The organism is Mycobacterium sp. GA-1841 (genome assembly GCF_001954135.1).
Lineage (GTDB): Bacteria > Actinomycetota > Actinomycetes > Mycobacteriales > Mycobacteriaceae > Mycobacterium.
This window is the reverse complement of sequence record NZ_MBEQ01000071.1, coordinates 29,674-55,552: the sequence shown is the minus strand read 5'-3', so window position 1 is coordinate 55,552 and position 25,879 is coordinate 29,674. Positions and strand designations below refer to the sequence as shown.

Annotated in this window: 23 protein-coding genes; 13 read left to right on the top strand and 10 right to left on the bottom strand. The window is 63.9% G+C overall.

The genetic code is table 11. From position 1 onward, the window contains the following. The first annotated feature begins 74 nt into the window (after positions 1 to 74). On the top strand, positions 75 to 551 hold the full coding sequence (locus A5740_RS17885; protein ID WP_254849237.1) for a TetR/AcrR family transcriptional regulator: 477 nt from the start codon (positions 75 to 77) through the stop codon (positions 549 to 551). 25 nt (positions 552 to 576) lie between these two features. Here the strand turns inward: A5740_RS17885 and A5740_RS17880 are convergent, their stop codons facing one another. Continuing rightward, positions 577 to 2,088: a glycosyltransferase family 39 protein gene (locus A5740_RS17880; RefSeq protein ID WP_076196124.1), complete on the bottom strand. Its 1,512-nt coding sequence runs from the start codon at positions 2,086 to 2,088 to the stop codon at positions 577 to 579. A gap of 72 nt (positions 2,089 to 2,160) precedes the next feature. Here A5740_RS17880 and A5740_RS17875 point away from each other — a divergent pair, with 72 nt between their 5' ends. Beyond that, positions 2,161 to 2,733, top strand: coding sequence for a chloramphenicol phosphotransferase CPT family protein (locus tag A5740_RS17875; RefSeq protein ID WP_076196122.1), 573 nt, complete (start codon positions 2,161 to 2,163; stop codon positions 2,731 to 2,733). Between the two features lie 278 nt (positions 2,734 to 3,011). On the opposite strand, the gene A5740_RS17870 is transcribed toward A5740_RS17875, so the two are convergent. From A5740_RS17870 to A5740_RS17860, 3 genes are read right to left on the bottom strand one after another with little or no spacing between them, the layout of a single operon-like run. After that, positions 3,012 to 3,812 carry an SDR family oxidoreductase gene (locus tag A5740_RS17870; protein WP_254849236.1) on the bottom strand — a complete coding sequence of 267 codons (801 nt, stop codon included), beginning with the start codon at positions 3,810 to 3,812 and terminating at the stop codon, positions 3,012 to 3,014. A gap of 2 nt (positions 3,813 to 3,814) precedes the next feature. Then, positions 3,815 to 4,810: a GNAT family N-acetyltransferase gene (locus A5740_RS17865; RefSeq protein WP_076196120.1), complete on the bottom strand. Its 996-nt coding sequence runs from the start codon at positions 4,808 to 4,810 to the stop codon at positions 3,815 to 3,817. A 3-nt stretch (positions 4,811 to 4,813) separates the two neighbouring features. After that, entirely contained in the window at positions 4,814 to 5,539 is a 726-nt protein-coding gene (locus A5740_RS17860) for a peptidase E (protein ID WP_076196118.1), read from the bottom strand. Between the two features lie 880 nt (positions 5,540 to 6,419). On the opposite strand from A5740_RS17860, the gene A5740_RS28445 reads away from it, so the two are divergent. After that, positions 6,420 to 7,751, top strand: coding sequence for a hypothetical protein (locus A5740_RS28445; protein WP_139335197.1), 1,332 nt, complete (start codon positions 6,420 to 6,422; stop codon positions 7,749 to 7,751). Between the two features lie 27 nt (positions 7,752 to 7,778). Further along, positions 7,779 to 8,441 (top strand): hypothetical protein, encoded by a 663-nt coding sequence (locus A5740_RS17855; protein ID WP_076196116.1) that lies wholly within the window; start codon positions 7,779 to 7,781, stop codon positions 8,439 to 8,441. Between the two features lie 233 nt (positions 8,442 to 8,674). Here A5740_RS17855 and A5740_RS17850 read toward each other — a convergent pair whose 3' ends face one another. Together A5740_RS17850 and A5740_RS17845 are read right to left on the bottom strand one after the other, a co-directional pair. Beyond that, positions 8,675 to 8,941: a helix-turn-helix transcriptional regulator gene (locus A5740_RS17850; RefSeq protein ID WP_076196114.1), complete on the bottom strand. Its 267-nt coding sequence runs from the start codon at positions 8,939 to 8,941 to the stop codon at positions 8,675 to 8,677. 102 nt (positions 8,942 to 9,043) lie between these two features. Then, complete coding sequence (locus A5740_RS17845; protein WP_256386377.1) at positions 9,044 to 9,910, bottom strand: restriction endonuclease; 867 nt, start codon at positions 9,908 to 9,910, stop codon at positions 9,044 to 9,046. 235 nt (positions 9,911 to 10,145) lie between these two features. Here A5740_RS17845 and A5740_RS17840 point away from each other — a divergent pair, with 235 nt between their 5' ends. Both A5740_RS17840 and A5740_RS17835 read left to right on the top strand, forming a co-directional pair. Then, positions 10,146 to 12,155, top strand: coding sequence for a site-specific DNA-methyltransferase (locus tag A5740_RS17840; protein WP_076196110.1), 2,010 nt, complete (start codon positions 10,146 to 10,148; stop codon positions 12,153 to 12,155). Then, complete coding sequence (locus A5740_RS17835; protein ID WP_076196108.1) at positions 12,152 to 14,692, top strand: DEAD/DEAH box helicase; 2,541 nt, start codon at positions 12,152 to 12,154, stop codon at positions 14,690 to 14,692. Before A5740_RS17840 ends, A5740_RS17835 begins: the two co-directional genes overlap by 4 nt. Before the next feature lie 179 nt (positions 14,693 to 14,871). Here the strand turns inward: A5740_RS17835 and A5740_RS28760 are convergent, their stop codons facing one another. From A5740_RS28760 to A5740_RS17820, 4 genes are all read right to left on the bottom strand, one after another. Next, positions 14,872 to 15,015 (bottom strand): hypothetical protein, encoded by a 144-nt coding sequence (locus A5740_RS28760; RefSeq protein WP_175616279.1) that lies wholly within the window; start codon positions 15,013 to 15,015, stop codon positions 14,872 to 14,874. Further along, entirely contained in the window at positions 15,012 to 15,233 is a 222-nt protein-coding gene (locus tag A5740_RS17830; RefSeq protein ID WP_139335196.1) for a hypothetical protein, read from the bottom strand. The genes A5740_RS28760 and A5740_RS17830 overlap by 4 nt, the downstream gene beginning before the upstream one ends. 66 nt (positions 15,234 to 15,299) lie before the next feature. Then, on the bottom strand, positions 15,300 to 16,445 hold the full coding sequence (locus A5740_RS17825; RefSeq protein ID WP_076196103.1) for a macro domain-containing protein: 1,146 nt from the start codon (positions 16,443 to 16,445) through the stop codon (positions 15,300 to 15,302). Beyond that, positions 16,429 to 17,019: a DUF4433 domain-containing protein gene (locus tag A5740_RS17820; protein ID WP_076196101.1), complete on the bottom strand. Its 591-nt coding sequence runs from the start codon at positions 17,017 to 17,019 to the stop codon at positions 16,429 to 16,431. The genes A5740_RS17825 and A5740_RS17820 overlap by 17 nt, the downstream gene beginning before the upstream one ends. A gap of 749 nt (positions 17,020 to 17,768) precedes the next feature. On the opposite strand from A5740_RS17820, the gene A5740_RS17810 reads away from it, so the two are divergent. The 7 genes from A5740_RS17810 to A5740_RS17780 all read left to right on the top strand — a co-directional run bounded on the left by A5740_RS17810 (position 17,769) and on the right by A5740_RS17780 (position 25,872). Further along, entirely contained in the window at positions 17,769 to 19,454 is a 1,686-nt protein-coding gene (locus tag A5740_RS17810) for a GH-E family nuclease (protein WP_076196097.1), read from the top strand. After that, the gene (locus A5740_RS17805; protein WP_139335195.1) at positions 19,454 to 20,113 is read left to right on the top strand and encodes a hypothetical protein; all 660 of its coding nucleotides are present in this window, start codon (positions 19,454 to 19,456) and stop codon (positions 20,111 to 20,113) included. The genes A5740_RS17810 and A5740_RS17805 overlap by 1 nt, the downstream gene beginning before the upstream one ends. Next, positions 20,103 to 20,534: an ankyrin repeat domain-containing protein gene (locus A5740_RS17800; RefSeq protein ID WP_076196092.1), complete on the top strand. Its 432-nt coding sequence runs from the start codon at positions 20,103 to 20,105 to the stop codon at positions 20,532 to 20,534. The genes A5740_RS17805 and A5740_RS17800 overlap by 11 nt, the downstream gene beginning before the upstream one ends. Before the next feature lie 21 nt (positions 20,535 to 20,555). After that, positions 20,556 to 20,981 (top strand): ankyrin repeat domain-containing protein, encoded by a 426-nt coding sequence (locus A5740_RS17795; protein WP_076196090.1) that lies wholly within the window; start codon positions 20,556 to 20,558, stop codon positions 20,979 to 20,981. A 377-nt stretch (positions 20,982 to 21,358) separates the two neighbouring features. Then, positions 21,359 to 23,260 carry a hypothetical protein gene (locus A5740_RS17790; protein WP_076196088.1) on the top strand — a complete coding sequence of 634 codons (1,902 nt, stop codon included), beginning with the start codon at positions 21,359 to 21,361 and terminating at the stop codon, positions 23,258 to 23,260. A gap of 29 nt (positions 23,261 to 23,289) precedes the next feature. Beyond that, the gene (locus A5740_RS17785) at positions 23,290 to 24,918 is read left to right on the top strand and encodes a UvrD-helicase domain-containing protein (protein WP_217696702.1); all 1,629 of its coding nucleotides are present in this window, start codon (positions 23,290 to 23,292) and stop codon (positions 24,916 to 24,918) included. Between the two features lie 435 nt (positions 24,919 to 25,353). Further along, complete coding sequence (locus A5740_RS17780; protein ID WP_076196134.1) at positions 25,354 to 25,872, top strand: thermonuclease family protein; 519 nt, start codon at positions 25,354 to 25,356, stop codon at positions 25,870 to 25,872. The last annotated feature ends 7 nt before the right edge of the window (positions 25,873 to 25,879 follow it).

Below are 25,879 nucleotides of genomic sequence, written 5' to 3'. Positions count from 1 at the left end.
CATCAACTACGAGCGCGCCCTGACTGTCACCCTGGAAGCAAGCTAACCGCGTCCACTTTTTCTGGGGAACCTCAGTGTACTACTTCGGTAGCAAGGAAAAACTGATTCTTGAGGTGCTGAATCTCCAGCAGCGTGCAGCCATTCCCGAGACTGAGGATGTGGAGCGTCCAGTCTCCCTTGCAGCGCACCGGGAATGGTGCTTCGAGGACTGGCGTGCTTGCACCCGAGGCGAACGCAGTGACACTCTTCGTATCGTCTTGCAAGTGTTCGGCGCCGCTTGCGGGCGCAACAGCGCCTACCGCGCGTACACCTGGAGCACGCTGTCGCTGCTGACCCGTAATTCCCAAGCCCGGCTCGAAGCCCTGGGAATTCCGGCCTACATCGCTGAAACCCGTTCCCGCATCGCATTGGCAGCCTTCCAAGGCTTGATCATCGAGTACTTCACAGCCGATGACCCAATCCATGTCGATGACACCTTTGCCCGGTTTGTCGACGAATTCCTGCTAGCACCGTGGAGCAGCGCCGACACCACGACAGCACCCCGGACCTGATTAGCGACCAAACCCTATAAGGGGCTTAGAGATTAATCATTTCAGGCCATAGCGACGACCACGGCCGCCTGGGGCCCGTGCATGTCCAGATAGTGATGTCGCGGGTGACCTGGGGCATGCCCAACCGAACACTGAAGGGCGCCGCAGGCACCACCGAGGTGAACCATCGATGCAAGGTGGGTGCCGTGTTGCCAACCCACACCACAGTCTGAGCCGTGTCGGGGGGAGCGCCGAAGTATCCGAATCCGCGCTTGGGACTGTAAATCGCCGGCAGGCCGGCCGGTGTTCGGTAATAGTCCAGCGCGCTGGCTTGGATGTAGCGCTCCGTAACAACCACGGCAGTACGTCTCTGCTCGGGCGGCAACTGTTGATACGCATCGACCACCGCTCCCGTTAGTTGCGACCAGCCAAACTCGCCGTACGCCTGGTTGTTCACTCCATCGGCGAAATCGGCGGCCGGAGGAAGTTGTGAGACTGGCCGCCACGGCGTCTGCCACCACACGAACGCGATGATCGACGCGATGACCGCCGGCACAGCGACCACCATGGTCCAACGAGTTCGCACCGCGGTCAGCTCCACAGCGCCGATGGCGATGATCGCCACGTATAAGCCGGCGCCGTATCCCGTTCGGCCGCCTGTGCTGGCGAACACCACCACCATCAGGAGAAACGCCAAACCGAGAAATCGGTACGGCCTCAAGTGCGGGGAGCGCCAGACACGCCACAGTGCCCACAGCAGCAGCACAACGCCGAGCACACCGCACATTTGCAGCGCCTGAGGAACGAAGTGCAGTAGACCGCCCGCCAGTCCCGTGGTCTGGCCCCGAACCACTGCGCCCATACCCACCTGAGGCCAACCATGCTGCCACTGCCAGAGCAGCATTGGTACCGCGCTCACCGCCACGAGCGCACCGCTGCACCACAGCGCAGGTCGGCGCAGCAAGTCCCGGGGTCCAAGGCATCCAGCAGCCACCACAATCACGACCCAAAAGACCGGAATGAGCCATTTCACCTGTAACGCCGCAACTGTCACCAAACCGGCCGCCAGCAACAACGAGTCGTGCCTAGTGCGCACCCATCGCACAATCAGCCAAGACAGCACCGCCCACAAAGCGGTGTCGATACCGTTGGTGGACAGCGTATGCGCCTCACCCAGCACACAGACTGAAGTCGCGCATGCGGTCGCGGCCAACACCTGCGCCGTTCGGCCGCCCCCCAGTTCGCGCGCAATAAGCGCGCCGACCACGACAACCGTCAGAGCCGCAATGATCGCCGGAATCCGTAGCGCAGCAAATGATCCCGGAAAGATCCCATCCATACATCGGGCAAGCAGTGGAACTAAGGGGCCCTGGTCTGCGTAGCTGAAGGACAGTCGCTTGCCAGCTGCGATGAAGTACAACTCGTCGTAGTAGTAGCCATAACGTGTCGCCGAAAGCGCCGCCACAATGGCTGCCACCGCCGCGACGGCTGCCACCGGGCCCGTCGCGATGGGTGGACAGGTTTCCTGCGCCTCTGGGACGGACGTCACTTCGTGCATCGCGATTACTGTAACGGATGCTTCACTCACGGTCCATGGCGGCAGGGTGAGGAAGACGGGAAAATTGTCGTCATGGTCGGTGCCACAGCTGTCGGACAGGTGGTGTTACTCAACGGCGTGTCAAGTTCAGGCAAGTCCACGTTGGCCCGCCAGCTTCTGGCTGACTTCGACACGCCGTGGTTTCACATGGGCGTGGACATGTTCGGGGCGATGCGCGCCGAAGCGCAGACTCACGATCTCGACGAAGCGGGTTTGACCGAGGTATTGCGCCGCACCCGCGCTGGATTTCATCGCGCAGTTCGAGGAATGGCGTTGGCGGGGAACAACATCGTGATGGATTACGTCCTGAGTGAGCCCTGGAGGCTCGCTGATCTACTTACCGTCATGGAAGACGTCGACGTTATCTTTGTGGGCGTGCACTGCGATGCCGCGGTCTTGACGGATCGAGAAGTCGCTCGTGGTGACCGCGTGGTCGGCACGGCTGTCGCTCAGATCGAGCCCACCCACAACCATGGTCTCTACGACGTTGAGGTGGACACCAGCGCTGGTGATATTCGGTCCTGCGCGGCGCGAATTCGTGAATATCTGGCGGAGCAGCCAGCCCCGACTGTTCGAGCTTTTCACGCTCTTCGACGCCGTCGCTGATAGGCACCCACTCCACATCCCCGAAGCATTTGCTGCCCAATCTCAACCGGCAACCAACAGTCGACTCGAAATCGTGAAGCACCCGTCTACCACACATCGGAGAAGACATATGAGTCTCCGAGCACGGTGCATCCGGACCAAGCCGAAGACTGGAGGGCGCGTATCCGGGAATGACTCGTGAATTCGTGATCAATCGACTCCCGAATTGGCAGTCAAACCACACGCCGTTGACGCAGACTGAAGACTCCACAGACAGAACACATCACCGTTGCGGGGTCTCATGTCTCGATGTGTTTCATCTGCTTCGTCATCGGTCGTTGCAGCGCTGAAGTTGACAGCAGTGGCTTGAGCCACCGGGTCGCGGCTAGCCATCGCGGCACGTCGACGTAGCGTGTGCGGCGCTCGATCGCGGTGACGAGCCGCGCCGCGCACTCATCGACCGCAAGCGGTCGACGCAATGGCAGCGGCAGCACTGCGAGCAGCTTGACGAAACCGGGTGCACTGAACTTGGTTTCGCGCAGCATCGGGGTGTCGATCAGTGACATGTGAGCCGAGCCAACTCTAACGCCGTGGGCTGATAGTTCCATCCTCAGCACATTCGCGAACTGCTCGACTCCGGCCTTGCTCGCCGCGTAGGACGCCGTGCCCGGTAGCGCGGTGTACGACGACACCGATGAGACCACCAAGACGTAGCCGCGGCGTTCGATTATCGACGGCAGCACGGCTCGGACGGTGTTGAAGACACCGATGACGTTGGTTTCGATGACCCGCCGGAAGTCGTCCGGCTCGACAGTACGCACCGGTGCCCACTGCTCGATACCGGCGTTGGCCACCACCATGTCGACTCCACCGAATCGCGCCACAGCCGTATCGGCCGCAGCCTGCATGGCCTCGAAATCGGTGACATCACAACCGATGCACACGACGGTGTCGTCACCGAGCTCATCGGCAATGCCATCAAGAGACACTTCGTCGATATCGGTGAGCACCAAGCGGGCACCCCGGCGATGGAGCAGTCGCGCGATGCTGGCGCCGATCCCACGCCCCGCTCCGGTGATCATCACGACGCTGCCTGTCATCATCATTTCCCTCCGCCACCCATCGTGGGGGCCCCTCGGAGGTCTTTGCGCATCGCCACTCCCAGCGCGCCCCGCCCCTGTCCGATTTCGTCGAATCCCTGGCGTCGGTAGAGCGCGCGGGCGGGGTTGTTTTGGTGCACGTTCAGACAGAGCGCGTCATACCTTTGCGCACACCGCTCTGCCAGTTCGTCGAGTAATGCGCTGCCTGCGCCGCGTCCGCGGCTCTGGTGTGCCACCGCGATACCCAGTTCGGGTATGGAGGCTCCGGTCGCGTCCACCATGAGTGGCGGATCGCTGTGGAACGTCCACGCTGCCCCGGCGGGCCGGCCAAGCAGGTTCTCGGCGACTATCACCTCGTCGTCATCGCCAGGCAGGACACTTCGAACGTCGTCGGAGTCGGCCGCGGGTAGTGCCCAGCCTTCTAGAACGCTTGCCTGACGAGCCATCTCGACGATGAAGACACGATCCTCAGGGGTTGCGGGACGCACTCGCCAAGGATCGCTCATCGCCGGGACGACCTCGACACCGGGATCTGCGGCGGCAGTCAGCGGATCTGCCCGCATCTGAATCCGCACACGCGCAGCGGTGCCCTCTCGGCTCACTTCGTGGAATCCGAGGTGGCGGTACAGCCGGTGAGCGCCAGCGTTGACGGCCAACACGTTCAGTCGAACCCCCTTGCCTTCGGCGCCCGCTGAGGCGAGCACGCTGTGAATGAGGCGGCCGCCGATACCCCGTCGTTGAAGGTGTGGGGCGACTTCGATGAGTCTGATATAGACGTCATCACCCTGCTCGACGAGGTTGAGTCGGCCGGCGTCGGCACCGTCGACGACGATGACGTGGGTCGTATCGAAATCGATGGTGCGGTGCAGGTAGGCACGCTGTTCGTCGTCATCCCACCCCCACACCTGGTCGACGTAGGGGCCCAGTGTGTGCCGATGCAGGTCAAAGAAGTATTCGAAGTCCTCGGGGCGAGCTTCCCGCCAGGTGATTGCGATCATGCTCTACAGCCGCCTGATATCGAGCGACGTCTCGATGGCGATGCCGTCACCCGCTTCGACGAAGTAAGCTCCGGCAGTGCGGTTTTCGGCGACGGCTTCAACAAACTCGGTGCCAAGGTACAGCAGGCCGGCTCCGTCGTCGGTGGCATACGCTGCGGGCAACAGTTCGTCACCGACCAGTCGATGCAGGAGAGGGCGGCGCTGCTCCTCGGAGTCGTAGTGCACACCGTTGGCGTATGGGACGAAACCGAGGCCGTTGCTGACCGGTTGCAGATCAGGTCCGAACGAATCGGTGGTACCGCCGGCATGCCAGCAGATCGACCCAGCCGAGATACCGGTCAACACCACCCCGGCCTGCCACGCCGTGCGCAGCGCGTCATCCATCCCGTGTAGGCGCCACATCGCGAGCAGACCGGCGACACTGCCACCGAACACCCACACCACATCCTGCTCCAGGAAATGAGCCGTGATGTCCTCCACGGTGGGCATCGGGAACAACGCCACATGCGACGGCACGAATCCCCGACTCTGCGCGGCCTCCGTCAGATAGTGCAGCACAGCTTTGTCGTCACCCATTGCCGTGGCCAGAAGACAGACCCGCGGCGCACGGCCCGTCACCCCGGACAACTCCACCGCGAAATCGGTCAATGCGGTGAACGTGAACCGTGTGCGTTGCCCCGCAGCAATTCCACCGCTGGTCGCCAAAATGGTAGGTGCGTCGGCAGACATGACGCGACGCTATGTGTACACCCGCAGCAAGACAACCGAATACTCTGGCGCGTTCCGGAAACGGCGTGATCGCGTTCCGTGGCCGCGCGGCTCGCCGGAGCTGATCAGCTATGTCGGGGTTTTCGACAGGTCCCGTCGGTGCGTCGGTGCACAAGCTCTGCTCTGCACTTCACCCCTCTCGCAAAGCGGCGGACAGCTCGGCGATGAACCCACGTGCCTTAGCACAGCGAAAAATTGTCCAGCGGTTGAACGCGATATTGACCGGCTGAGGCAGCCCCGGACTGCAGCTATTTGAGGGGTTTCGGGGGGAAATCGTCTCCGCTCACCGGTCGCCTGAAACCGGGAGGCCCATACTCTGGCCACAATCGATAGGCGCAGTTGTAGCAGTTGACATGGAGGTGCCAGTCGGCCGCCGGCGTCACGACAATTGCCTGCTCTGGGATCGCAAACCCGCATCGGGTCAGTTGACCGTCGATAGTGGCGTGGTTTTTTGTCCGACGCTCATAGTCAGTGCGCTGTCGCGATTTTGGTGGCCTAGCGGTGTTCGTCCACCAGACGACCGTCAATTGGCGTTTGACGATGTCTTCTTGCCGGATGGTGTCGGCTCCATCGTGTGCATGCGTTGGAACTGCGTCTGCGATGCGGTATAGACCGGTTCGCCATAGTTCACCGTCGCGTGGTTGCAGCAGCCACGCTGCTGGCTTGTCCAGCTTCAGCGGTGTGAAGCCTGCTGAACGTAGCTGTCCCTCAGTGTGGAGCTCGGGCGGTGCCGTGAAATAACAGCGCCCGTCTCCCCCGTAGTCAGCGGTCATGATCCTGACGGTAGGCGTCGGGTCCGACAAGACCCGACTTGTCGGTGCGGGCCGCGATGATGGCTGCTATGAGCGGGGGCCATGACCATGAGCGGTCTAAGCGGATCAAGCGCCACGCGTTGTTGCGTGACGTCGTTTTGGAGCGTCCGCTGTGGGCGGGCGACGACGCTGATTGGGCCTTGATCATGCAGAACCGGTACTCGGTCATTTGTGATCGCGAAGGCTGCCGGGGGCCGCTGGTCCCGGTGGATTGTGATGAAGTCAAGCGGCGTCGACACATGGCTTACCCGAAGGGCTCTGGTGGTGGCTGTGGTCACCACGACGGCAAGCCCGAAGAGCCTGTTGAGACGGATCGTCGGATGAGTGAGCGTCATCGGTGGATGCAGAACCGGATAACGGCTCTCTGCCGACGGATGGGGTACGCGGCGGTCCCTGAGCATGAGCTCACCGGACCTGACGGTGAGGGTGTCGCACGTGCGGACGTGTGGGTCGAGCCTGCCCGGATGGCAGTTGAGGTCCAGCAGCGCCGCACTGATTTCAAGGGACGGACGAACGCACGCAGTGAAGGCGGTGCAGCGCAAACGATTTGGTTGCTATCGCACGATGCAAACGACCCCACAAGTCGGAATGCGCTGTTCTCGCTTCCGGCCGCACGGTTCAAGGTGGTTGATCGCCGGCTGACGCGAAAAGAGCAGTGGGCAGTTGAGTTCGAGCCCTGGTTAGACAGTGAGGCGCTCGACGAATTCGCAACGGTCGATGTATGGGCCACGACGTGGCAGCTGATTAGCGAGCCGCCATATCTGCGCACGTGCAAGTTGGACCTGCAGGTATTCATGCAGCAGGTCCTGGAAGGACGCCGAGTCTGGGTAAGCCGTGACCCTGCTATGCCACGATCACCATCCGGTCGACCCAAAACGGGCTGGGTATTGCTGGATGATCTCCACGAGATCCGTGCCCGCATCGCCCGTGACGAGGCGGCGGCCGCGGGAGCTGCAGCGGTCACAGTGGAACCGGAGTTGCCAGAGCCCGATGAATCTGGTGCTGCGGAACGTGGTGACGCCGAGGCGCCTTCTGCACCCCCGGCGCCGAGGCCTCAGCCGCCGGTGGTGCCGACGCCCGGGTCGGTGCCCCGTGCGACAGCTCGGCAGCCAGTTCGAAGAGCGACGCCGCCGCCTAAACCCAGAACTGACTGGGAGGCGGTAGCGGACAGGGTCGCGATAGCCGCGGCCACGATTTTCGTAGTGGTAATGCTGTGGGCGGCATACGTCAAGGTATCGGGGTGGATAGATGACCTGGACGCTTGGTGGAGCGGTCATACCCCTCGTTCGGTCCCCGCGGTCGAGCACTGTGGTGACGCGTTTTGCCGATCAGAAACCGTTTGGGGCAGCGGACGCGGATGAAAGAACTACTAGTAGTACATTCGCTCGATGGTTCTCGATGGAATGAGCGACAGCAAACAATCAGCGACAGCACTGGCGGTCGAGGTACTTGACGAACTGCGCGTGTCCATTCTGGAGTGCCTGCTAGCACTACATGCGATCGACCAAGAAGCCACCATCGACTTTGGAACCCTCACCGAAACCCTTGCCGTATCAAGCCAGGTCGCCCGGCAGACGTTCATTGCGGCAAGCTTGTTGCACCAAGGCGCGGAGCTGACCGCGGCATGCTGCGACGACAGTTGCACGACGCCAGGTTCGATCATCAATCGACACCGGGCCGCAGTCGCCGAAGGCGCGGTCGCCGTCGCTCCGGATCGATCCGATGTCGACGAGTTCGAGACCGAGATTGGCGGCCTGTTTTTTGGTGGCGCCCCGTTGACGGGCGGAGCGCCGGGCATACATCCGTCCGCTGCTGCGGCAGTGGACAAATCGGCCACACATAACGATCAAGAAAGTCGACTGGATTCAGGCGGTACCGAGATTTCAATCGAGGAGAACCCGGATGGATACCGCAATAAAATCGAAAAAGTATTGATCAGCCGCAGGCAGCGCCACATGGCAACGCATCGCGATGCGATTCGCGCTGCAGGTAGCCACGTCGTTCAGCAGTGGATGGTACGTCGAGCATCGGCAATGGCCGAGAACGAATGAGTCTCCGATTGACTGTGTGGAACGCTTCCGCAACAAAGCAATGTGATGGCATCACCGCAGCGCATTCCCGCGAAGAGCTGCCGTGTACGGCAACCGACGAACGGACGGTTCGCTATTCGAATTTGGTGCGCACTGAACCCCGCTACCTCAGAATGTGAATCGCTGCCCCACCATTGCCTCCCGCACTCGAGTCGATCGCATCCGCGTCGCACGCAGATGCGCAATTAGACGGTTCAGTCGTCGGTCGGGTCGTCAAGCAAGTCGCCGGCCGTCACCCCCAGTACCTCGGCGATGTCATACAGCCGCTCGAATAACAGCCCGCGCTTGCCGTGCTCGACGTGGATGAGCACATTGCGCGTGACACCTGACTCCAGGGCGAGCGCTTCTTGAGTCAAACCGCGCTGGAGTCGCACACTGCGGATCCGCCGGCCCACCGCACGGCGGCGCTCGGCCCACAGGGCGGCTCTTGCGGGATCTGTCTGACTGGGTCGAGTCGGCACGACACCAGTAGCCAGTCAGACAGCAAAAGAGTCTGCCCTACTAGTGGGGCATCGCTCATTGGGTATCAGTCATCACGGGTACACAGCACTGGGCGAGGACGGTTAGATCCTCTGGAAGAACGAGCTGTCGACGGACACATCTTCGACCTGCCGAATCCGCGTGGTGACTCCCATGTCGAACTCCTTGAGCAGCTCGCACAGCCTGGCTCCGTCGATGAGGTCGAGCGGTGGTGCACCGTCTCGTGCTGCATGGGCCTTAGCGTCGGCGGTGAAGGTGCCGGTGGTGATGATCAGGCCTTTATCGCCTCGGCCCATCATCGCACCGCGGAAGTCGCGAACCGCCCCAGCTCCGACCGAGCCGACGTACCGCTTGCACTGGAAGAACACGGGGAAGCTCACGAGGGAAAGGCGGTACACGCCGACGCCGTCAATGCCGCCGTCACCGGACTTGCCCGTGACCCTTGTGTTGGTGAATCCGGCCTCGCGGAGAAGCCGTTGCGCAAGCCGCTCGAATGCGGCGGGCTCCATCTGCATCACGGCGTCGAGAAGCTGGTCCTGCCAGGATTCCTCGCGGCTCGCCCCCTCCGGGTTCGTGTCGAACAGCTCTGCAGGGTCGTCGGTAGTGGCTTTGCGCCTACGCGGCTTCCGGGAGGCAGCGATGTATTTCTGCCGCAGCGGCTCGATCTCGGGTTCGGTGACGGTCCGGCCCGCGGCGGTGAGGCTCCAGACACCGCGGCGTGAGTTGTCGGCGAGGCCCATCCCCTTGAGGTATGTCCGCGCCCACGCCAACCGGTAGGCGATCTCGGTTCCGGGTCCGTCACCGTGCAGGGCCGACTGCTGCGCTTCAGAGAAGTTCTCCCGCTCGAGGACACGCTCAGTGATCTCGTCGATAGATCCCGAGTCGCCGAGGTCGCGCATCGCGAGGACAGCGGGCCAGAGCAGATCCTGATACGGCGGCACAGCGGTCACGCTCCGAATCTATTCGGGGAGCGCATGGATGGAGCCGATCGGCATGCAGAACCGTAAGCTGCCGCGGCGGATCGGACCGGGTGATGCCTCTGACATTGCACTGTTGCGCTTCCGCATCGAGCCGGTCACCACAGCGCGACAAAAGCCGAGAAACCGGGAGCAGCTCGACACCCCGGACCTGCCGCCACATAGGCTTCCGGGGACTTGATGAACGCGGCGCTGGAGGGGCGGCTAGATGGCAGACGAGACTAACGTCCTCGACCAGCTGATCGGCCGGATCCAGGACGAGTCTCTGCGCAATCGACTCGCCATCGAGGTGGAACTGCTGCGCGGATCCCGCCGGTTCGGACTCCTCTTCGACAGGCATCTTCCGGAGTCAGTGCGCCTGACCGACTACCCGATTCGCAAGGGCATCAGTGTGGCGCTGCGCGACGAGTCAAGCGCCGATACGTGGACCGTGGAGCGCTTTACCGACCGGACCCGCGAGGTCGCGGTGCTCACCGGAGACGGCGGTGAGCGACCAGTCGCCGAGCTCGTCGTCGTTCGAGAGTTCGGGGAGCCGATCTACCCAGGCCTACGCTCGGTCGAACGGATCCCAAACGGCCCGGACGATGGGCCGTGGCACGTGGTCATCAACGGCGAGAACTTCCACGCGCTTCAGGCGTTGCGATCCACGCATCGCGAGAAGGTCGACCTGATCTACATCGACCCGCCCTACAACACCGGCAACGACGGCTGGATCTACAACGACCGGTACGTCGACCAAAACGACCGCGCGAAGTCGTCGAAGTGGCTGTCATTCTTGGAGCGCCGGCTACGGATCGCACGAGGCCTGCTGAAGCCGACTGGCGTGATCATCGTGGCGATCGGCGATGAAGAGCACCACCGACTCCGGATGCTGTTGGACCAGGTCTTCGGTGACCACAATTTTCTCTCGGATGTCGTGTGGCAGGGCGGTCGCAAGAACGACTCCCGCTACGTGTCCAACGGCGCGGACTACATGCTGATCTACGCACGCGACGAGTCTGCGTTGGCCGCACGGGAGACTCGTTGGCGTGAGGAGAAGCCCGGCGTCCAACAGGTTCTCGAACAGGGTGCGGCTGTATGGAAGGAGCACGGCCCGGACGATGTCAAGGCGACTGCGGCGATGCGCGCATGGTTCAAGTCTCAGCCGAAAGATTCGCCGGTGCAAGCGCTAGCCCGGAACGTGTGGTTCCTACCTGACGGGACGCTTTGCCGAGATGCCGACACCCGTAGTCCCAGCCCGCGGCCGAACCTGCGGTATGACCTTCCGCACCCGAAGACCGGCAAGCCGTGCCGCATGCACCCGAACGGGTGGGCCTACTCCAAGACAACGATGCAGAAGATGATCAAGGAAGGGCGCATCATCTTCCGCGACTCGCACGCAGACGTGGTCAGCATGAAGCGTCCCTTGGAACACACCTCCGGCAATGTCGTCCAGTCCGTATTCGAACGGCTGCGGACGCACTCCGGGCGGCACCTGCAGGACATCTTCGGAGACAAGCGATTCCCTTTCCCGAAGGACCACGAAGTGCTGATGCGGTGGTTCCGGCTCGCAGCGCCAAAGGATGCAGTGATCCTGGACTTCTTCGGCGGATCCGGCACCACCACCGAGGCCGTCATGCAACTCAACGCCGAAGACGGCGGCACCCGGCAATCGATCCTCGTCACCAACAACGAGTTGGGCGCCAAGGAGGCGAAAAAACTCCGATCGGAAGGAGTACACCCTGGCGATCCCGAATGGGAGGAACGTGGCGTATTCGAGTACGTCTGCCGCCCGAGGATATCGACCGTGGTGACCGGCAAGCGACCGGACGGGTCGGTCTACTCCGACGGGTTGGCTGCGAACGTCGAGATGTTCGACCTCACGTACCTCGACCCCTCCGCGGTGCGCCGCGGACAGGAGTTCCCTGCCGTCGCACCGCTGTTCTGGCTCGAAAGCGGTGCCCGCGGCAGACGAATCGAAGATCTGCCGGCCGAAGGATGGGCGCTCACCGACGCGTATGGAGTGCTGTTCGACATCGACGCACTCACCGGGTTCGCCGCAGCGGTAGCCGATGCTGCGGTAGACGGACGTGCACCGTCCGTGCTGTTCATCATCACGGACTCCCCAGCCGAGTACCAGCAGGCCACCGAGCGCCTGCCGGTTGGGATCGACACGGTCCAGCTATACGAGGACTACCTGTCGAACTACACCATCAACACGGTTGGCGGTACGCGGTGAGATTCGCGCTAGAGCCCTACCAAAGCACGGCCGTCGAGTCCGTGCTCTCCCACCTGGCCAAGGCCCGCGCTGGCTACCTGGACGACGGTGAGCGCACCGCTGTCGGGCTCACCGCCCCTACTGGCGCCGGCAAGACAGTCATCGCCACCGCGGTCCTCGAAGGCCTGTACAAAGGCACTCCGACACGGGCAGCCAACCCGAACATGACGGTGTTGTGGATCACCGACGACCGCTCTCTCAACGCCCAGACGATCAGCAAGATCCACCAAGCATCCGGCGGCGGGATCGACATGAACCAGATCCGGTACCTAGGAGAGGAAGACCACCGGACCCTCGAACCCGGCCTCATCTACTTCGTGCACATCCAGGCGATGCAGAAGAACTCGACTCTGCACGCGACGCGGCCCGACGGCACCCACAACGACAAGCGCACCTACGGCGGTTGGGACATGATCGCCAACACCGTGCGTGAACGTGGCGAAAACTTTCTCGTGATCTGGGACGAGGCGCACCGCGGTTCGGGAACCAAGGGCACGGAGCGGAAGTCGATCGCCGGCACCATCGTCGGAGGTGGTGTGACCAACATCGGGACCAAGCAACCGGCCGCCCCGGTGGTGCTCGGGATCTCGGCCACTCCAGACAGATTCCAAACCGCGATGCAGGCCGCGGACCGCACAATGCGACTCGTCGAAGTAAAGGCGGGCGACGTACGCGAGTCCGGACTGCTCAAAGACAGAATCCTGTTACGCAGCATCGGCGAGTCGCAGTCCGCCGACAACACCATGTTGACCCTCGCCGTCGAGGATCTACGGAACGCCGATGCGGCCTGGCGGACGCACCACGAGACGACCGGTGACCGGTTGGTGGAGCCGCTATTGGTAGTGCAGGTCGAGCCGAAGGTGACTGAGGCCCGGCTTGCGGAGATCCTGTCGGTGCTTGAGTCCGCATGGTCGGAACTGTCCGACTACGCCGTCGCCCACGCGTTCGGCGACCCTCACGGTCCGCTCAAGGTTGGTGACCGCAGTGTGCGGTACCTGCCGCCGGAGGCGATCTCCGGCGATGATCGCGCCCGGGTGGTGCTGTTCAAGTCGGCACTCACCACCGGTTGGGACTGCCCGCGGGCCGAGGTGTTGGTGTCGTTCCAGGGCAAGGACTCCTACACGGAGATCGCTCAGCTGATCGGCCGGCTGGTCCGGACGCCACTGGCGAAGCGGGTCGAGGGCGATGACCGACTGAACGAGGTGGCCGCGTACTTACCCGGGTTCCGCACCGAGCACGTTGCGCGAGTTGTCAACGCGCTCACCGAGGACGAGACAGTCGAAGTCGACGTCGTCGTGGCTCCGGTGATGTGCGTACGTTCACCGAAGGTGCCGGCCGAGGTGTTCGACCTACTGGACACCGTGCCCTCATACACCCGGCAGAGGGCGACGTTCTCGTCCCGGACAGCGCAATTGATGCGGCTCGCCGCCGCGCTCACCGAGCACGGTCTTGTGAGTCAGGGTTCAGCGAAGGCCAAGCAATGGATCATCGACCAGACGAAAGCCGCGGATGGCCAGCGGAGCAATGAGATCGACGCCAAGGTCAAGGACATCCTGTCGCTGACGGTCAGCACCACCATGGTCGCCTACGGCGAGACCCTCATGCAGAGCATCGTCAAGGCTGACACCCCAACCAACGAGCGTGACTTGGACGGATACTTCCGCCGCGCCCAGCGGGTCCTGCCTGACGGCTCGGCGAACTGGTACTACAACGCCTTGTGCGACGCCGGGGAGGACGAAGTCGACGCGGCCGCGCGCTTAACGGCCATGGCAGAACTGGGCTTCAAGGAAATCATCGACACACAGGCCGCAGCACTGATCAGTACCTGGCGGGAACAGCACCGCTCGGAGGTGTCGAGGCGTCAACGCCACGTCCGGGATCAAATCGAGCCGCTCTGGCACCTGGGCGGAATGCCGATGCTGCCCACGACGGTCGAAGTGCGCGACGTCTACCCGGCGGCAACCGAAAAGGTCCGCGGACAAACCACCGAGGCAATCGCGACATACCCCTATCACCTCTACGTGATCCCCGACGGCAAGCCGAACGCCGGCGAATTCCCCGTCGACACCTCCCGTTCGTCCTGGGAGTCCGCAGTGCTCGAATCGGAACTTGGAGCGAGCACACTGGTGGCGTGGTACCGAAACCCCTCGTCGGGACAACATGCACTCGCCGTTCCCTATCTGTTCGGCGACAAGTACCAGCTGATGCACCCGGACTTTCTGTTCTGGCACGACGACGCAGACGGTGAGTTCGTCATGGACATCGTGGATCCGCACCGTTACGACCTCGCCGACACCTCGGCGAAATGGTCGGCACTTGCGTGCTACGCACAGGACCACTCCGACCGAGTCCGGCGGTGCCTGGCCATTATCAAGATCGGCGGTTCCCTACGGGCACTCGACCTGACGATTGACGGCATCGACGAGCGCATCGCGGGAGCTACGAACGGCATCCTGATCGAAGCGTTGTTCGCCGCGGAGGGCATGGCCTACCCGTGACGCCCAACTTCGTCGACCTCCGCCGCGACACGGGAGGCGATCGTTCCTCATTGTGAGTCACCGGCGTGCAGGATCGTTCGGTGGCAGGTGTAGCGGAGCAGCAGCACCGCGACGTTTTCCGGACTGGCCAGGACTAGAGCCCGCTAGTAGAGGCGGGTGGGTGGGCCGATCGGGAGCAGTTATGGGCCGTCGGCACTTACTGATGCTGCGCTGATGATCTCGGCTTGTACGACGTCGGAGGCGATGTCGGGGTCTGTCTGTCTCAGTTGTGCGATGAACCGCTTGTCTGCTGCGGCAGTGGCGTCGCGTAGTGCGTCGATCATGGGGGGGTCTCCTGTCCAGCGGTGCACTTCGCGAAGTCGGCGTCGTGCCAGTCGATCTGCGGAGACGTGGTGCATTCGATGCGGAAGCACTGCGCCCACACCGCGTCGGGTGGGCGATGGAATTGCGGTGTCAACTCGCGGATGGTGGCGCGTCGCGCGCTGGGTTCGTTCTTCACACCCATGAACACCATAGGTGGAAAGCTTTCCGGCTCAGCCATTTATCGTCGCTCCACATGTCTGTTCTGAATGATTGCGCTGTCGGTTTGCCGCCTCCGGGATGAGTGTCAGCTGTCGACGAGTTCGTCGACCATTTCGGCGGCTTCGTCATCGAGTTCGACGTCGAGCCAGCCGCGCAGGCCCAGCACTGCGAGAGCGTCGACGATGTCACTGCGCTCAACTTTGGGGGTGCGGCGAATTTTCCACTGCTCGACCGAGGTAATGACTTCGGTGGCCGTTGGCCGGCGGCCGTACTCGTCGGCCAGGGCCGCCGCGGTGAAGTGGACGGTGGCGGCGACTTCGGCGGTCTTGGTGTTCATGCGGGCCATCAGGTCGACGGTGCGATCAACGGCGGTGCGCCACTGCTCCATGCAGTCGCGGTAGCTGCTGACGGCGTCGCGGTAGGTGGGGCCGACTCGGACGATGAACATGTTGCCAGCTTGCTGTTCGATGGCGAGGCCGTTGTTCTGCAGCGTCGCGAGGTGACGTTTGAGGGTCGGCGCGAAGGGTCCGTAGCTGTCTTTGTGGAAGTCGAGGCCGGTGGGGATGCCGGTCTGGGAGGCGAAGTAGACCAGCTTTTGGAACATGACGCGGCCGACCGGCCAGTGGTGCTCTTGGCGTTGCAGGCGGTCGAGGATCGCGATGATGGCGACCCATTCCGGTGGCACGTAGCGGTCGGTGGTGTCTACATCACCGGAATCGGCGCTGGGGTGGTCGAGATCGAGGGAAAGCTGTTCGACGTCGGGTGATTCGCCGTGGGGCACGTAGAGGTCGACGGGGATGTCGAGCTGCTGCAGATAGCGCATCAGCGTGGGGCCGACGACTTTCCATTCGAGCTGGCCGTTGCCGCATCCGAGTGGCGGGACCGCGAGGGAGGTCACGCCCCATTCTTTGTAGTGGGCCTGCAGGTATTGGAGGCCTTCGACGATGTCTTGCAGGCGGCTCACGGCGCGCCAGTGGCCTTTGGTCGGGAAGTTGATGATGAGGTGGTCGTCGGCCTTGTACAGGTAGGGGCGGCCGAGTTGCACTTCTTTGCGATCGCAGCGGACGACGTAGTCCTTGAACATGTCGGGGTAGCGCTTTTTGAATGCGAGGGCGACGCCTTTGCCCATCACTCCGACGCAGTTGACGGTGTTGACGATGGTTTGTGCCGGCGAGTCCAGCACGTTGCCGGTGACCAGGCGCACGTTGGAACGGTCATCCGAAGAAGACATACGCGTTCACCTCCACTGCCAATTCTGCGCTGACCTTATTGCATTGGCCGATGCCGTCGGCGGTGTGCACGTAGCAGCCGGTGAGATATTCCGGGCCGACTCTGTGCGGCACCAGTACCTCGGCGCAGCGTTGGCGCTTTTGTTCACGTTTGATCCAGGGGTCGGGGTGGTTCCAGGTGTGGGCGTAGACGCGTTCGGGGTCGAGGCCGGCCAAGGCGTTCGGTGATGAGCCGAACTTGGTCACTGTGGAGGCGGCGTTGCCGTCGGTGATGACTACGCCAGGCATGTCGAGCACTGCGGGTGATATCCGGAGCACTGCCAGTGTCGATCGCATCGGGTATCGCTTGGACATCATGGCGTTGCGGGCATGGAAGTAGAGGTTGACGTAGTCGTGTAGTTGCATGCCGCCGGGTACCGGCTTGCCGGTCCTGCGGTCTTGCACTCCTTCGTCGGCGATCGATGTGTGTGGGAGTGTGGCGGCGCGGTTGTGGCTGACAATGCCATGCTGCAGGATCGACGCCAGGTTGCCCAGCGGCGTGATGTAGTGCAGTTCCTGCACCCGGTTGCGGTCCACTCACAGATTGTGCCGTGTGCCCCTTCTGACAGTTGTGCTGAGTCGGACTGTAGGGGTTGGGTCTGACACGGCGAGGTATACGCGATTGGTGGTGATGAGGTGGTGCCGGTCAGCGCTTCCGCACACCGTTCGCATGGATACTGGCGTTCGACTGAGGTCAGGACCGTATCCACCGTCGCAGGCCCTCAGCGGCGTTCTCCGCCGTCACCATCCCGCTAGCTCGTAGCAGTCGATGCCAGTCACGCTCCCGGGCCAGGTACGTCTCGGCCCAGTCCGGCAGAGCGGGCCCGCTCAGATCCTCTGATAACACATCCACGCTGGTTTAGACGCTGCCAGCCCCCGAATGGTTCCCCCTCAAGTGCCGAACCGTCGTACTCGTCGCTCCGGCGTCCGCGTGAGCAATCTCGTGCCCAAGGAGGCGTAAACCGTGCGGTAGCCTCACGCGAGGATGTACGTCGTGGTTGGGGGGATGACGTGGCAAACGGGTTGGAAGTCGACGCAAGTGGCCTGCGGATCGCGGCCGCCACTAGCGATGACGTGTCCGCGACTCTCAAAGCAGCGGCTGGCGGTGATTCGTGCTCCACATACCCGAGTGGTGCTGGGGTGGCCGCAGTCAACGCGGCGCTGGCATCGGTACGTCAGCGGCAGTCGAGCCGGATTACCGGGCAGGCCGATGATTTGTCCGTGAGCGGCGCCCGGTACGACACCACTGACACGGATGGGTCCGACGCCATCACCACGGTGTCTGTGTGAGTCCGGCGGCTGCTCCCGCCCCAATCTCCACACGCTCGGAGATCGAGGCGTGGAGCACCTCGCACGTCACCGAGGCGGCCAGCATCTGGCGAACGGCCGCCACTGCGAGCGAGAGCGCCTTCGACCTGCACCGCCAGAACGTGTCCTCGCCGGGCGGTACCACCTGGGAGGGCAATGCAAAGGACGCCGCACTCGACCGGGTGACCGCGGACCTCGCGGTGGTCGGTCGTCAGGGCGCTGTGCTGCGCGAAGCCGCTGACCTCGCCGAGAACGGCAGCCACGACATCAAGGCCGCCAAAGACAAGGCCGTGGAAGCGATCACCGCCGCCGAAGACGACGATTTCCGCGTCGCCGAAGACTTGTCAGTCACAGACACTCGCAAGTACGACATCACCACGATCGTCGACCGGAACAGAGCCGCCGCAGAGCATGCGGAGGACATCCGATGGACCGCCCAGCAACTCGCGCAAGCGGACAAGCTCGTCGGCGACCGGCTTGAAGCCAAAGCCGCTGAACTGGAGGCGATCCGGTTCGACGGCGAGGGCGACAAGGGCAACGGTCAGGTGTATCTCATCGACCACGAGACTGAGGAAGACCCCAACCATCCGACCGTGGTTGGTGCGCCGAACGACGGGTCGGGGCCGATGTCGGACGCCCAGCTCAAAGCGGCCCTTAGCGATCTGCTCAACGGACAGGATCTTTCTGCGGCTGAAGCGGCACAGCTGGAGAACGTACTGCGCGAGGGCCTCGTAGTCGCGTCCAACCGTGGTCTGAACGCGAACGACGCCTACGCGCAGGCCGAAGAAACCGCCGCCAACTTCATGTCGAAGCTGCATCGGCCCTACATCCGGCTGTCTACGCGGCTGGGAGTTTTTGCCGATGCGCTCCGCACGCCTGAAGGCGACTTCCTGTCAGACGTCAGCGGTGATGTGATCCCGGCGGCGCGCAACGCTGCCGGTGAGTTGATCTGGGTCGATGAGACTACGGGCAGGCGTGTCGCAGAGGGAACGCCAGGGGCGATGACCATCCCGGCTCAAGGAGGATTCCACCTCGGACACGATTTTGGCTCCGAGAACTGGAGAATATTGCGGCAAGCGGCCGAGGAGGGCTGGACGCAACAGGAACTCAACGACTTTGTGAATCGCCACGAGCACTTCCGGCTGGAAACACCGGCAGAGAACTCCGGCCACGCCAACGAGGACCACCGCCCCTACGCACCAAATCCTGCCTGGACGCCGGAGCGCCTGCTGGGCGGTGCCAACGCTGCGGCGGGTAGCACCTCGGCGCCAAGCATCTCACTGCCGCCCAATCTGCCGAATGTGTTGAACCATCCGCCCGTCGCCTTGCCCTCGTTCGATGGCAGCCATCACTCGCCGATTCCGGGACTTCCGCCTGTCGCCCCGACGCCACCGCTGCCGCCGTGGCTCACCGGCGCGGGCGGCGGGGAATACACGCACAATCCCTTGGGTGGTCCGATCGGCGTCAATATCGACGCCCTGCCCGCCCCTGCCCCGCCGGCTCCATCACCGGGGTGGACTCCGCCCGACATATCGGTGCACATGCCCGACGTGAACATCACGCCCGAGGAAGCCGGGAAAGGAGCTGGGGTCGTGGCGGGAATCGGCGCGTTCCTCGCGCTCCTCGGCAAATTCGCCGGCGAACTGGTCTATCCGCTCAAATGATGACCGACCCACCCGCGAACCCCGACAATGACCACCGTCGACTGATCACGGTGGAATCAGTCGTCGACGCCATCGTCCCCTATGTCGCCGACCTCAGGCTGCTCCCGCCGCAGGAGACCCCGGAATGGTTGTGGCAGTTGACTGTTCCGGACACGTGGCAAGTCGTCCAACTCGATACCGCGCCTGTCCGGCCCACCAGGACGGCCGTCGCCGACGCTCGCGTCGACGGCGGGTGGGACGGCTGCGAAACCATCAGCGTCTATCGATTCACCGGTTTCCCGCCCTGCGGCGTCATCACTGAACGCAACGACTGCACCTTGCGCGGACTGGGCGCCGAGTCGCTCACGACGCACCCATTGACTGTGCCTGCGTGGCGGCAAGTGTGCGCGGTGCGCAGCAGCGGCTACTTCAGTGCCGCGGGACGGCGTATGTGGGCGCAATACAGCACCTACGTTATGGGCGACAGCACAGCCAACGATGCCTGGCTAGTGTTGCACGGGCTATTCGTCAGCGCCGACGCTCGCGCCCGGCTACGTGATGGGATCACCGAACTCTCAGACGTCCTACATGATGCCTTTCTCACCGCGGTAGCTACCGTGAATGCCGATGCACCCACCACCCCTATTCCAGTAACGGAGGCACATCCTTATGGCTCGTAGCGGTCGCCCGCCCAAGATCGACCCCCTCAAGCCGATCCACCGCGCGGTGATGGACAACGACGTCGCGGCATTCGGTGTCGAACTCGCCACCGGCAGCGACATCAACACCCCCGGACCCGAAGACATGACACCGCTACACATCGCGGCCGATCGCGGCAACGTCGACTTCGCCAAGGCGCTGCTCGACAACGGCGCGAACATCGATCCCATCAACGTCTGGGGCAACACCCCGTTGTGGATGGCAATCATGAAGCAGAGCCGAACATGTCCCGATGGATCGATGATCCGCCTCCTCCTTGACCGCGGCGCCGACCCCAACCGCACCGAGGGCAAGAACTCCCCCCTGGTGATGATTCGCCGGATCGCCGGATTCCCCGACGATCTCATCGAACTGATCGAACAGAAAGCGCACCAGGCCTGATCTTCGTCGAAGCACATTCTTATGGCTCGTAGCGGTCGCCCGCCCAAGATCGACCCCCTCAAGCCGATCCACCGCGCGGTGATGGACAACGACGTCGCGGCATTCGGTGTCGAACTCGCCACCGGCAGCGACATCAACACCCCCGGACCCGAAGACATGACACCGTTACACATCGCGGCCGATCGCGGCAACGTCGACTTCGCCAAGGCGCTGCTCGACAACGGCGCGAACATCGATCCCATCAACGTCTGGGGCAACACACCACTATGGGTCGCTGTACGCAAGCGGCGCCGGAACTGCCCTGACGGATCGATGATCCGTCTCCTACTTGACCACGGTGCGGACCCAAACCGCAGTGAGAATGAGAGCTCACCGCTCAAGTCGGCGAAGTTGCTCGCGGGCTTCCCCGAGGACCTGGTCGCCCTGCTAGAGCAGAAGGCCAAGTAACAACATTCAGTTCTCTGCGGAACTTTCGGGGCGTTCCGGCCGGCAATAAGCGGCCGCGACGGCACCGGCACCCCACTTTCGAACAGGGTCCATCGTCGTTCCTTCGCCTTTCCCTGCTCATTGCACACGAAAGCAATGCGGCTTCGGGCACCATCGACGATCAATCGGGTTGTGCCAGGAGCCCGACGTCGATCTGCAGCGCGCAACACCACCGTCTCGCCACGGCCGCTGTCGCCGACGGCGATGATCCGCCGCCGCGACCACCGGAACGCAGCCGGCGTGAGATTCACGGCACCGTCAGCGCTTGGTCGATGTCTCATTGTCGCGCAGGTCACTAAAATGGTGCGGGCTGGTTCCGGCCTTTCGAGAGGGGAAATGTGCGCGTCTCGCTCCTGCGACTGAAGGACTTCCGTGGTTGGCCAGAGCTGGAGCTTCGCCCGCAGGGGCACCTGGTGCTGGCGGGCGTGCCCAGATCGGGTCGCAGCGATGTGATCGCTGCGCTCTCTAGAGTGCTCGATCCGGCCTACATCCGGGTGCAGCCGTTGCTCACCGACATCCGCCGGCACCGGCGTACGACTTCGATGACCGCTGATGCCGCGCAGACCGCTGGCGTCGACCCCGCCGTTCCGGACGGTCGGCCCGGTGATCAGCCGAGCGCGAAGACATCGTCCTCGGGGTCGTCCGGGGCGACCGCCGCGGACGAACCGGGTCTGGCACCGTTCGCCGAAGTCGAGGTGACCCTCGTCGACCTCGACCCCGAGCTTGAGCAATTATGCGATGGGTTCCTCGAACCGTTAGATGTCGACGACCAGATCGACGGGAGCGGCAGTGCAGCACCCGACGCGGCATTCGGAGTGCGGCTGTGCTATCGCGTCATCTACGATCCGGTCACCGACGGTCTCGAGCACGTGGTGTACTACCCGGCTCGCAGCGATCCCACGGCAGCGCAGTACGCGAGGGTGCCCGCTGCAACGCGCCGCGCCTTGCCCGTGATCGTCCTCTCGGCACAGCGTCCGCTGCAGTTACGAGCGGAGGGTGTCCTGCGGCGCCTGGTCGACGAACGTGACGCTGAGGGCGCCTCTGCAGCGTTTCGCGCGCTCGAGCAGTCGGTGGCCGCCGCGACGGCCACACTCGCGGCGCATCCCACGATCTCGGCGACCGTCGATGACGTCCTGCAGGTCGGCGGTCTCTCTCAGCGTCTGGCCGACACGGCTATCACCGCCGAGGCGGTGCGGTTCCAGCCTGAGGACGGCTCGCTGTCGGCTCTGCTGCGCACCGTGCAGCCTGCGCTCGAACTCGACGACGCGGGACTGCTGGGCCTGCCGAACCACGGATCGACGACGTCGGCGGTCCTGGCCGCGGCCGAGGCACTGCTCCTCGCCACCACCACCCACCACGCGGTCGTGCTCGGCGACGACTTCGGTGACGGCCTCGACGCGGCCACATCCGAGCATCTGGCCGCGTCGCTGCGCGCCGCGGCCGCGCAGGTGTGGTTGTCCACGCGCAGGCCGGAGGTGGCACGCGCGTTCGTCCCTGCCGAATTGGTGCGACTCGCGCGCCTCGGTGGAGTCCGGAGTCATCATCGGCTTGCGGCGCCGGTCGACAAGAAGGAGATCGCGGTGCGGCGCCTCGTGCACACCCAGCTGCTGCCCGCCTTGACGGCGCCGGTGGTTGCGATCGTGGAGGGCCCGCACGATCTGACGACCTTCACCGCAGCGGACCGGTACTACGGAACCACACGGCCTCCGCTGGCGGCGGTGGGTGTCCGTCTTGTGTCGGCAGACAATGGCTCCGGCGGCGGGACGGGTCAGATCCCGAGAGTGGCGGATCTCGCGCGTGCTTTTGGCTTCCGCGTCATCGCGCTCATCGACCGCGATCCGGACAAGACCTCGGCGACCGTACTAGCCGATATCGAGGCCGCGTGCGACGTCGTCGTTCGGCTCCCCCCCAAGACCGCAATCGAGCAGGCACTACAGACCGGAGTCGACGCAGTCCATCTCCGCGCCGCCGCCGGCGTGCTGCCAACCTATGGGATTCCCGATCCGTCCCTGGGCAGGTCCGATAGTGAGTTGTCGAGCGCCGTGTCGCTGGTTTTACACAAGAAGGGCCTGCAGGAGCAGTTCCTGGACGCCGTGGTCGAGAATTCGGGCGCGCTGCCTCCGGTCATCGAAGAGGCCCTTACGACCGTGAACCGCGTCGCGGACCCCGCCTACGGCGGGCCGAGCCGTGTCGACTTGTCGTCGCCGCCCGCCGCGACGAGCGCCAAAGCCGCGCAGTGACCTACAACCCCGTCGGGACGCAGACCGACGTGATCGAGTCGACGGCGGCAGTGACCGTAGTGCTTGGCGGAGCCGGTACCGGCAAGACGACGACAGCCGCGGCCGCCGCCGCGGCCCTCATCCGCGCCGACGACGCGTCGCGGGACGCGCGTCGTCGCAGGATGCTGATCGACAAGGCGGCATCGCCGCTGCCACCGCGGGCGAGGGTGCTGTTCCTGTCCTTCTCCAGGACCGCGGTGACTCAGGTCGTCGAGCGCGCCGGTCCGGTGGTCGGCCCGCTGCTGTCGCGCATGGACGTCGTCACCTTTCACGGATTCGCGTTCCGCGTCGTGACCGACTGGGGACCAGCGTACGGCCATCCTCCGCCGCTACGGATCCAGTCCGAAGCGGAGTACCGGGTGCAGGGGCCCGCCGCCGACAGGCTCCGATATGCGCAGCTCATTCCGCTGGCACTCGACATCCTGGGCAACGACGCGGTGTCCGCGTACTACCAACGCCGCTACCCGTTGGTGATCTGTGACGAGTTTCAGGACACCAGCGATGAGGAGTGGCGGTTCACGCAATCCATCGCCCCGATGTCGCGCCGGATTTTGCTCGGCGACGTCAATCAGTGCATCTACGCCGAGATGAAGCGGATCGACCCGGAGCGACGGGTGGCGGAGGCCTTGCTGCTTCCGGACGCGATCGGCATCGACCTGCCGGCGACGAGTCACCGCGACCCGACGGGAGTGCTACCCGCGGCCGCTGACGCAGCACGCGAACGCCGATTCAACGACCCGGCGTTGATAGGTGCCGTGACGAGCCAACGTCTCGTCGTTACACGGAGCGGGGCCGGGGACCGCTACCAGACCGCTATGGAGATCATCGCCGCCGAACGCTCGGCGCGGCACACCGTGAGCGTCTTCACCCACACCAACGCTGCGACAACGGAACTCTCGGATGTGTTGACCGAGAACGGCGTACGGCACGAGCAGGTCGGCCTGTCGGAGGCGTACGGAGAGGCGCTCAACGCGCAGGCAGCCATGCTCCGCTACGCACTGCAGGGCGTTCCGGGCCGACAGGCCTTCGCGGTGTTCGTCGCAGCGAACCACCGGGCGCGCACTCCGCTTGTCAAACAGATTGTGCAGGGGACGAACTCCGCGTTCGAACGCGCACTCGCGGACGTAACGGGAGATCTTCTCGCGGCGTCGAACCCGTTGGACGTAGAGGGGCTCGCCGAAGTGGTCGCGAACGCCTACGCGCGTCTGGGAACGCACCGCGGCCAGGAGACATGGTCCCTAGCTGCACGTCGTACACGTGCAGCCCTGCGGCGCCTCCGCGACGGCGAGCCCTTCAGCGCAGTCGAAGCAGATTTGGAGCGATCACGACATGCAGCGCTTGTGGGCGACGCGGGATTGCGACCGCACCCATTGCAGGTCATGAACCTGCATCAAACCAAGGGAAGGGAGGCCGACGCGACGATCCTGCTGTTGCAGGACGACGAGTACCACGGCGACGAGGGCCCCCCGTACCCGACGCTGTCGCGACTGCTCTACGTCGTCCTGACCAGGGCGCGCCAGCGCGCGCACATCGTAATTCCCGACCGAGTGCACCCGCTGTGGTCCCCCCTCGTCCACACCCACGATCGGGTGATTGAGGAGATGACGGCAACCAACTGACTGAGTTCGCTCAAGGTGGCGGCGACACCCGGCGATCAGTACCGACCCCCTTCGCCGCGGGCCCGACCTCCGCACCCAGAATCCCACTCGATGCGAATCACGGACGACGCGGAGTCGATGCTCCCTTGGCGACAGCGGCGAGTCCATTGCCCACCGACCCCGATTGGACGACGATCGACATGACACGACGAGATCGGCTATCGCGCAGGAGGATTACCCGGCTCGATGGCGATCCATGGCCTCGACCCGTAGGTTCGCGATGAGGGCAGCGACTAATAGGCCTTCAGGTTTCGACGTACGAGGTCGACACCTCCTGCGCCGACGCCAAGCGCGCCGACTCCGGTGTCCAGGAACGGACGCCCCGTCGCAGTCCGAAGCGCGGACGGCTGTCGGCATCTCGGGCAAACTCCCCGTATGCGCATCGCTCGGATCGCCATGACCGCCGCAGCCGTCCTGCAGTGTGCGGTCGGGGTCACATCCACCGTGCCCGCGGCGCACGCCGTTCCGATCGTCACGACTGCAACCGTGCTGAAGATCGTCGATGGGGACACCGTCGACGTGAAGGACGACCAACGGGGACGGTTGCGAATTCGCCTGCTGGGCATCGATACTCCGGAGACCAAGAAACCCGGCTACACCGTCGGCTGCTGGGGCGCACAGGCCACCGACTTTGCGACTTCGACGCTGCTGGGGCAGCGCGTTGCCGTGACGCCGGATCCCCCACAGGGGACGTATGACCGTTACGGCCGAACTTTGGCCTACCTCGTGAAGGCCGACGGCTGGAACTATTCAGTCGAGGCTGCGCGCGCGGGCACGGCGAAGTCGTACGTCTACCACAACAAGCCGGTAACCGAATACCCCGTTATCCGCGCGGCTGAACAAGAAGCGATCGCCGCGAAACGAGGGCTCTGGGGAGCGCCGTGCTTCGGCATCACCGATTCGGTCCCTGGCTAGGGGAACA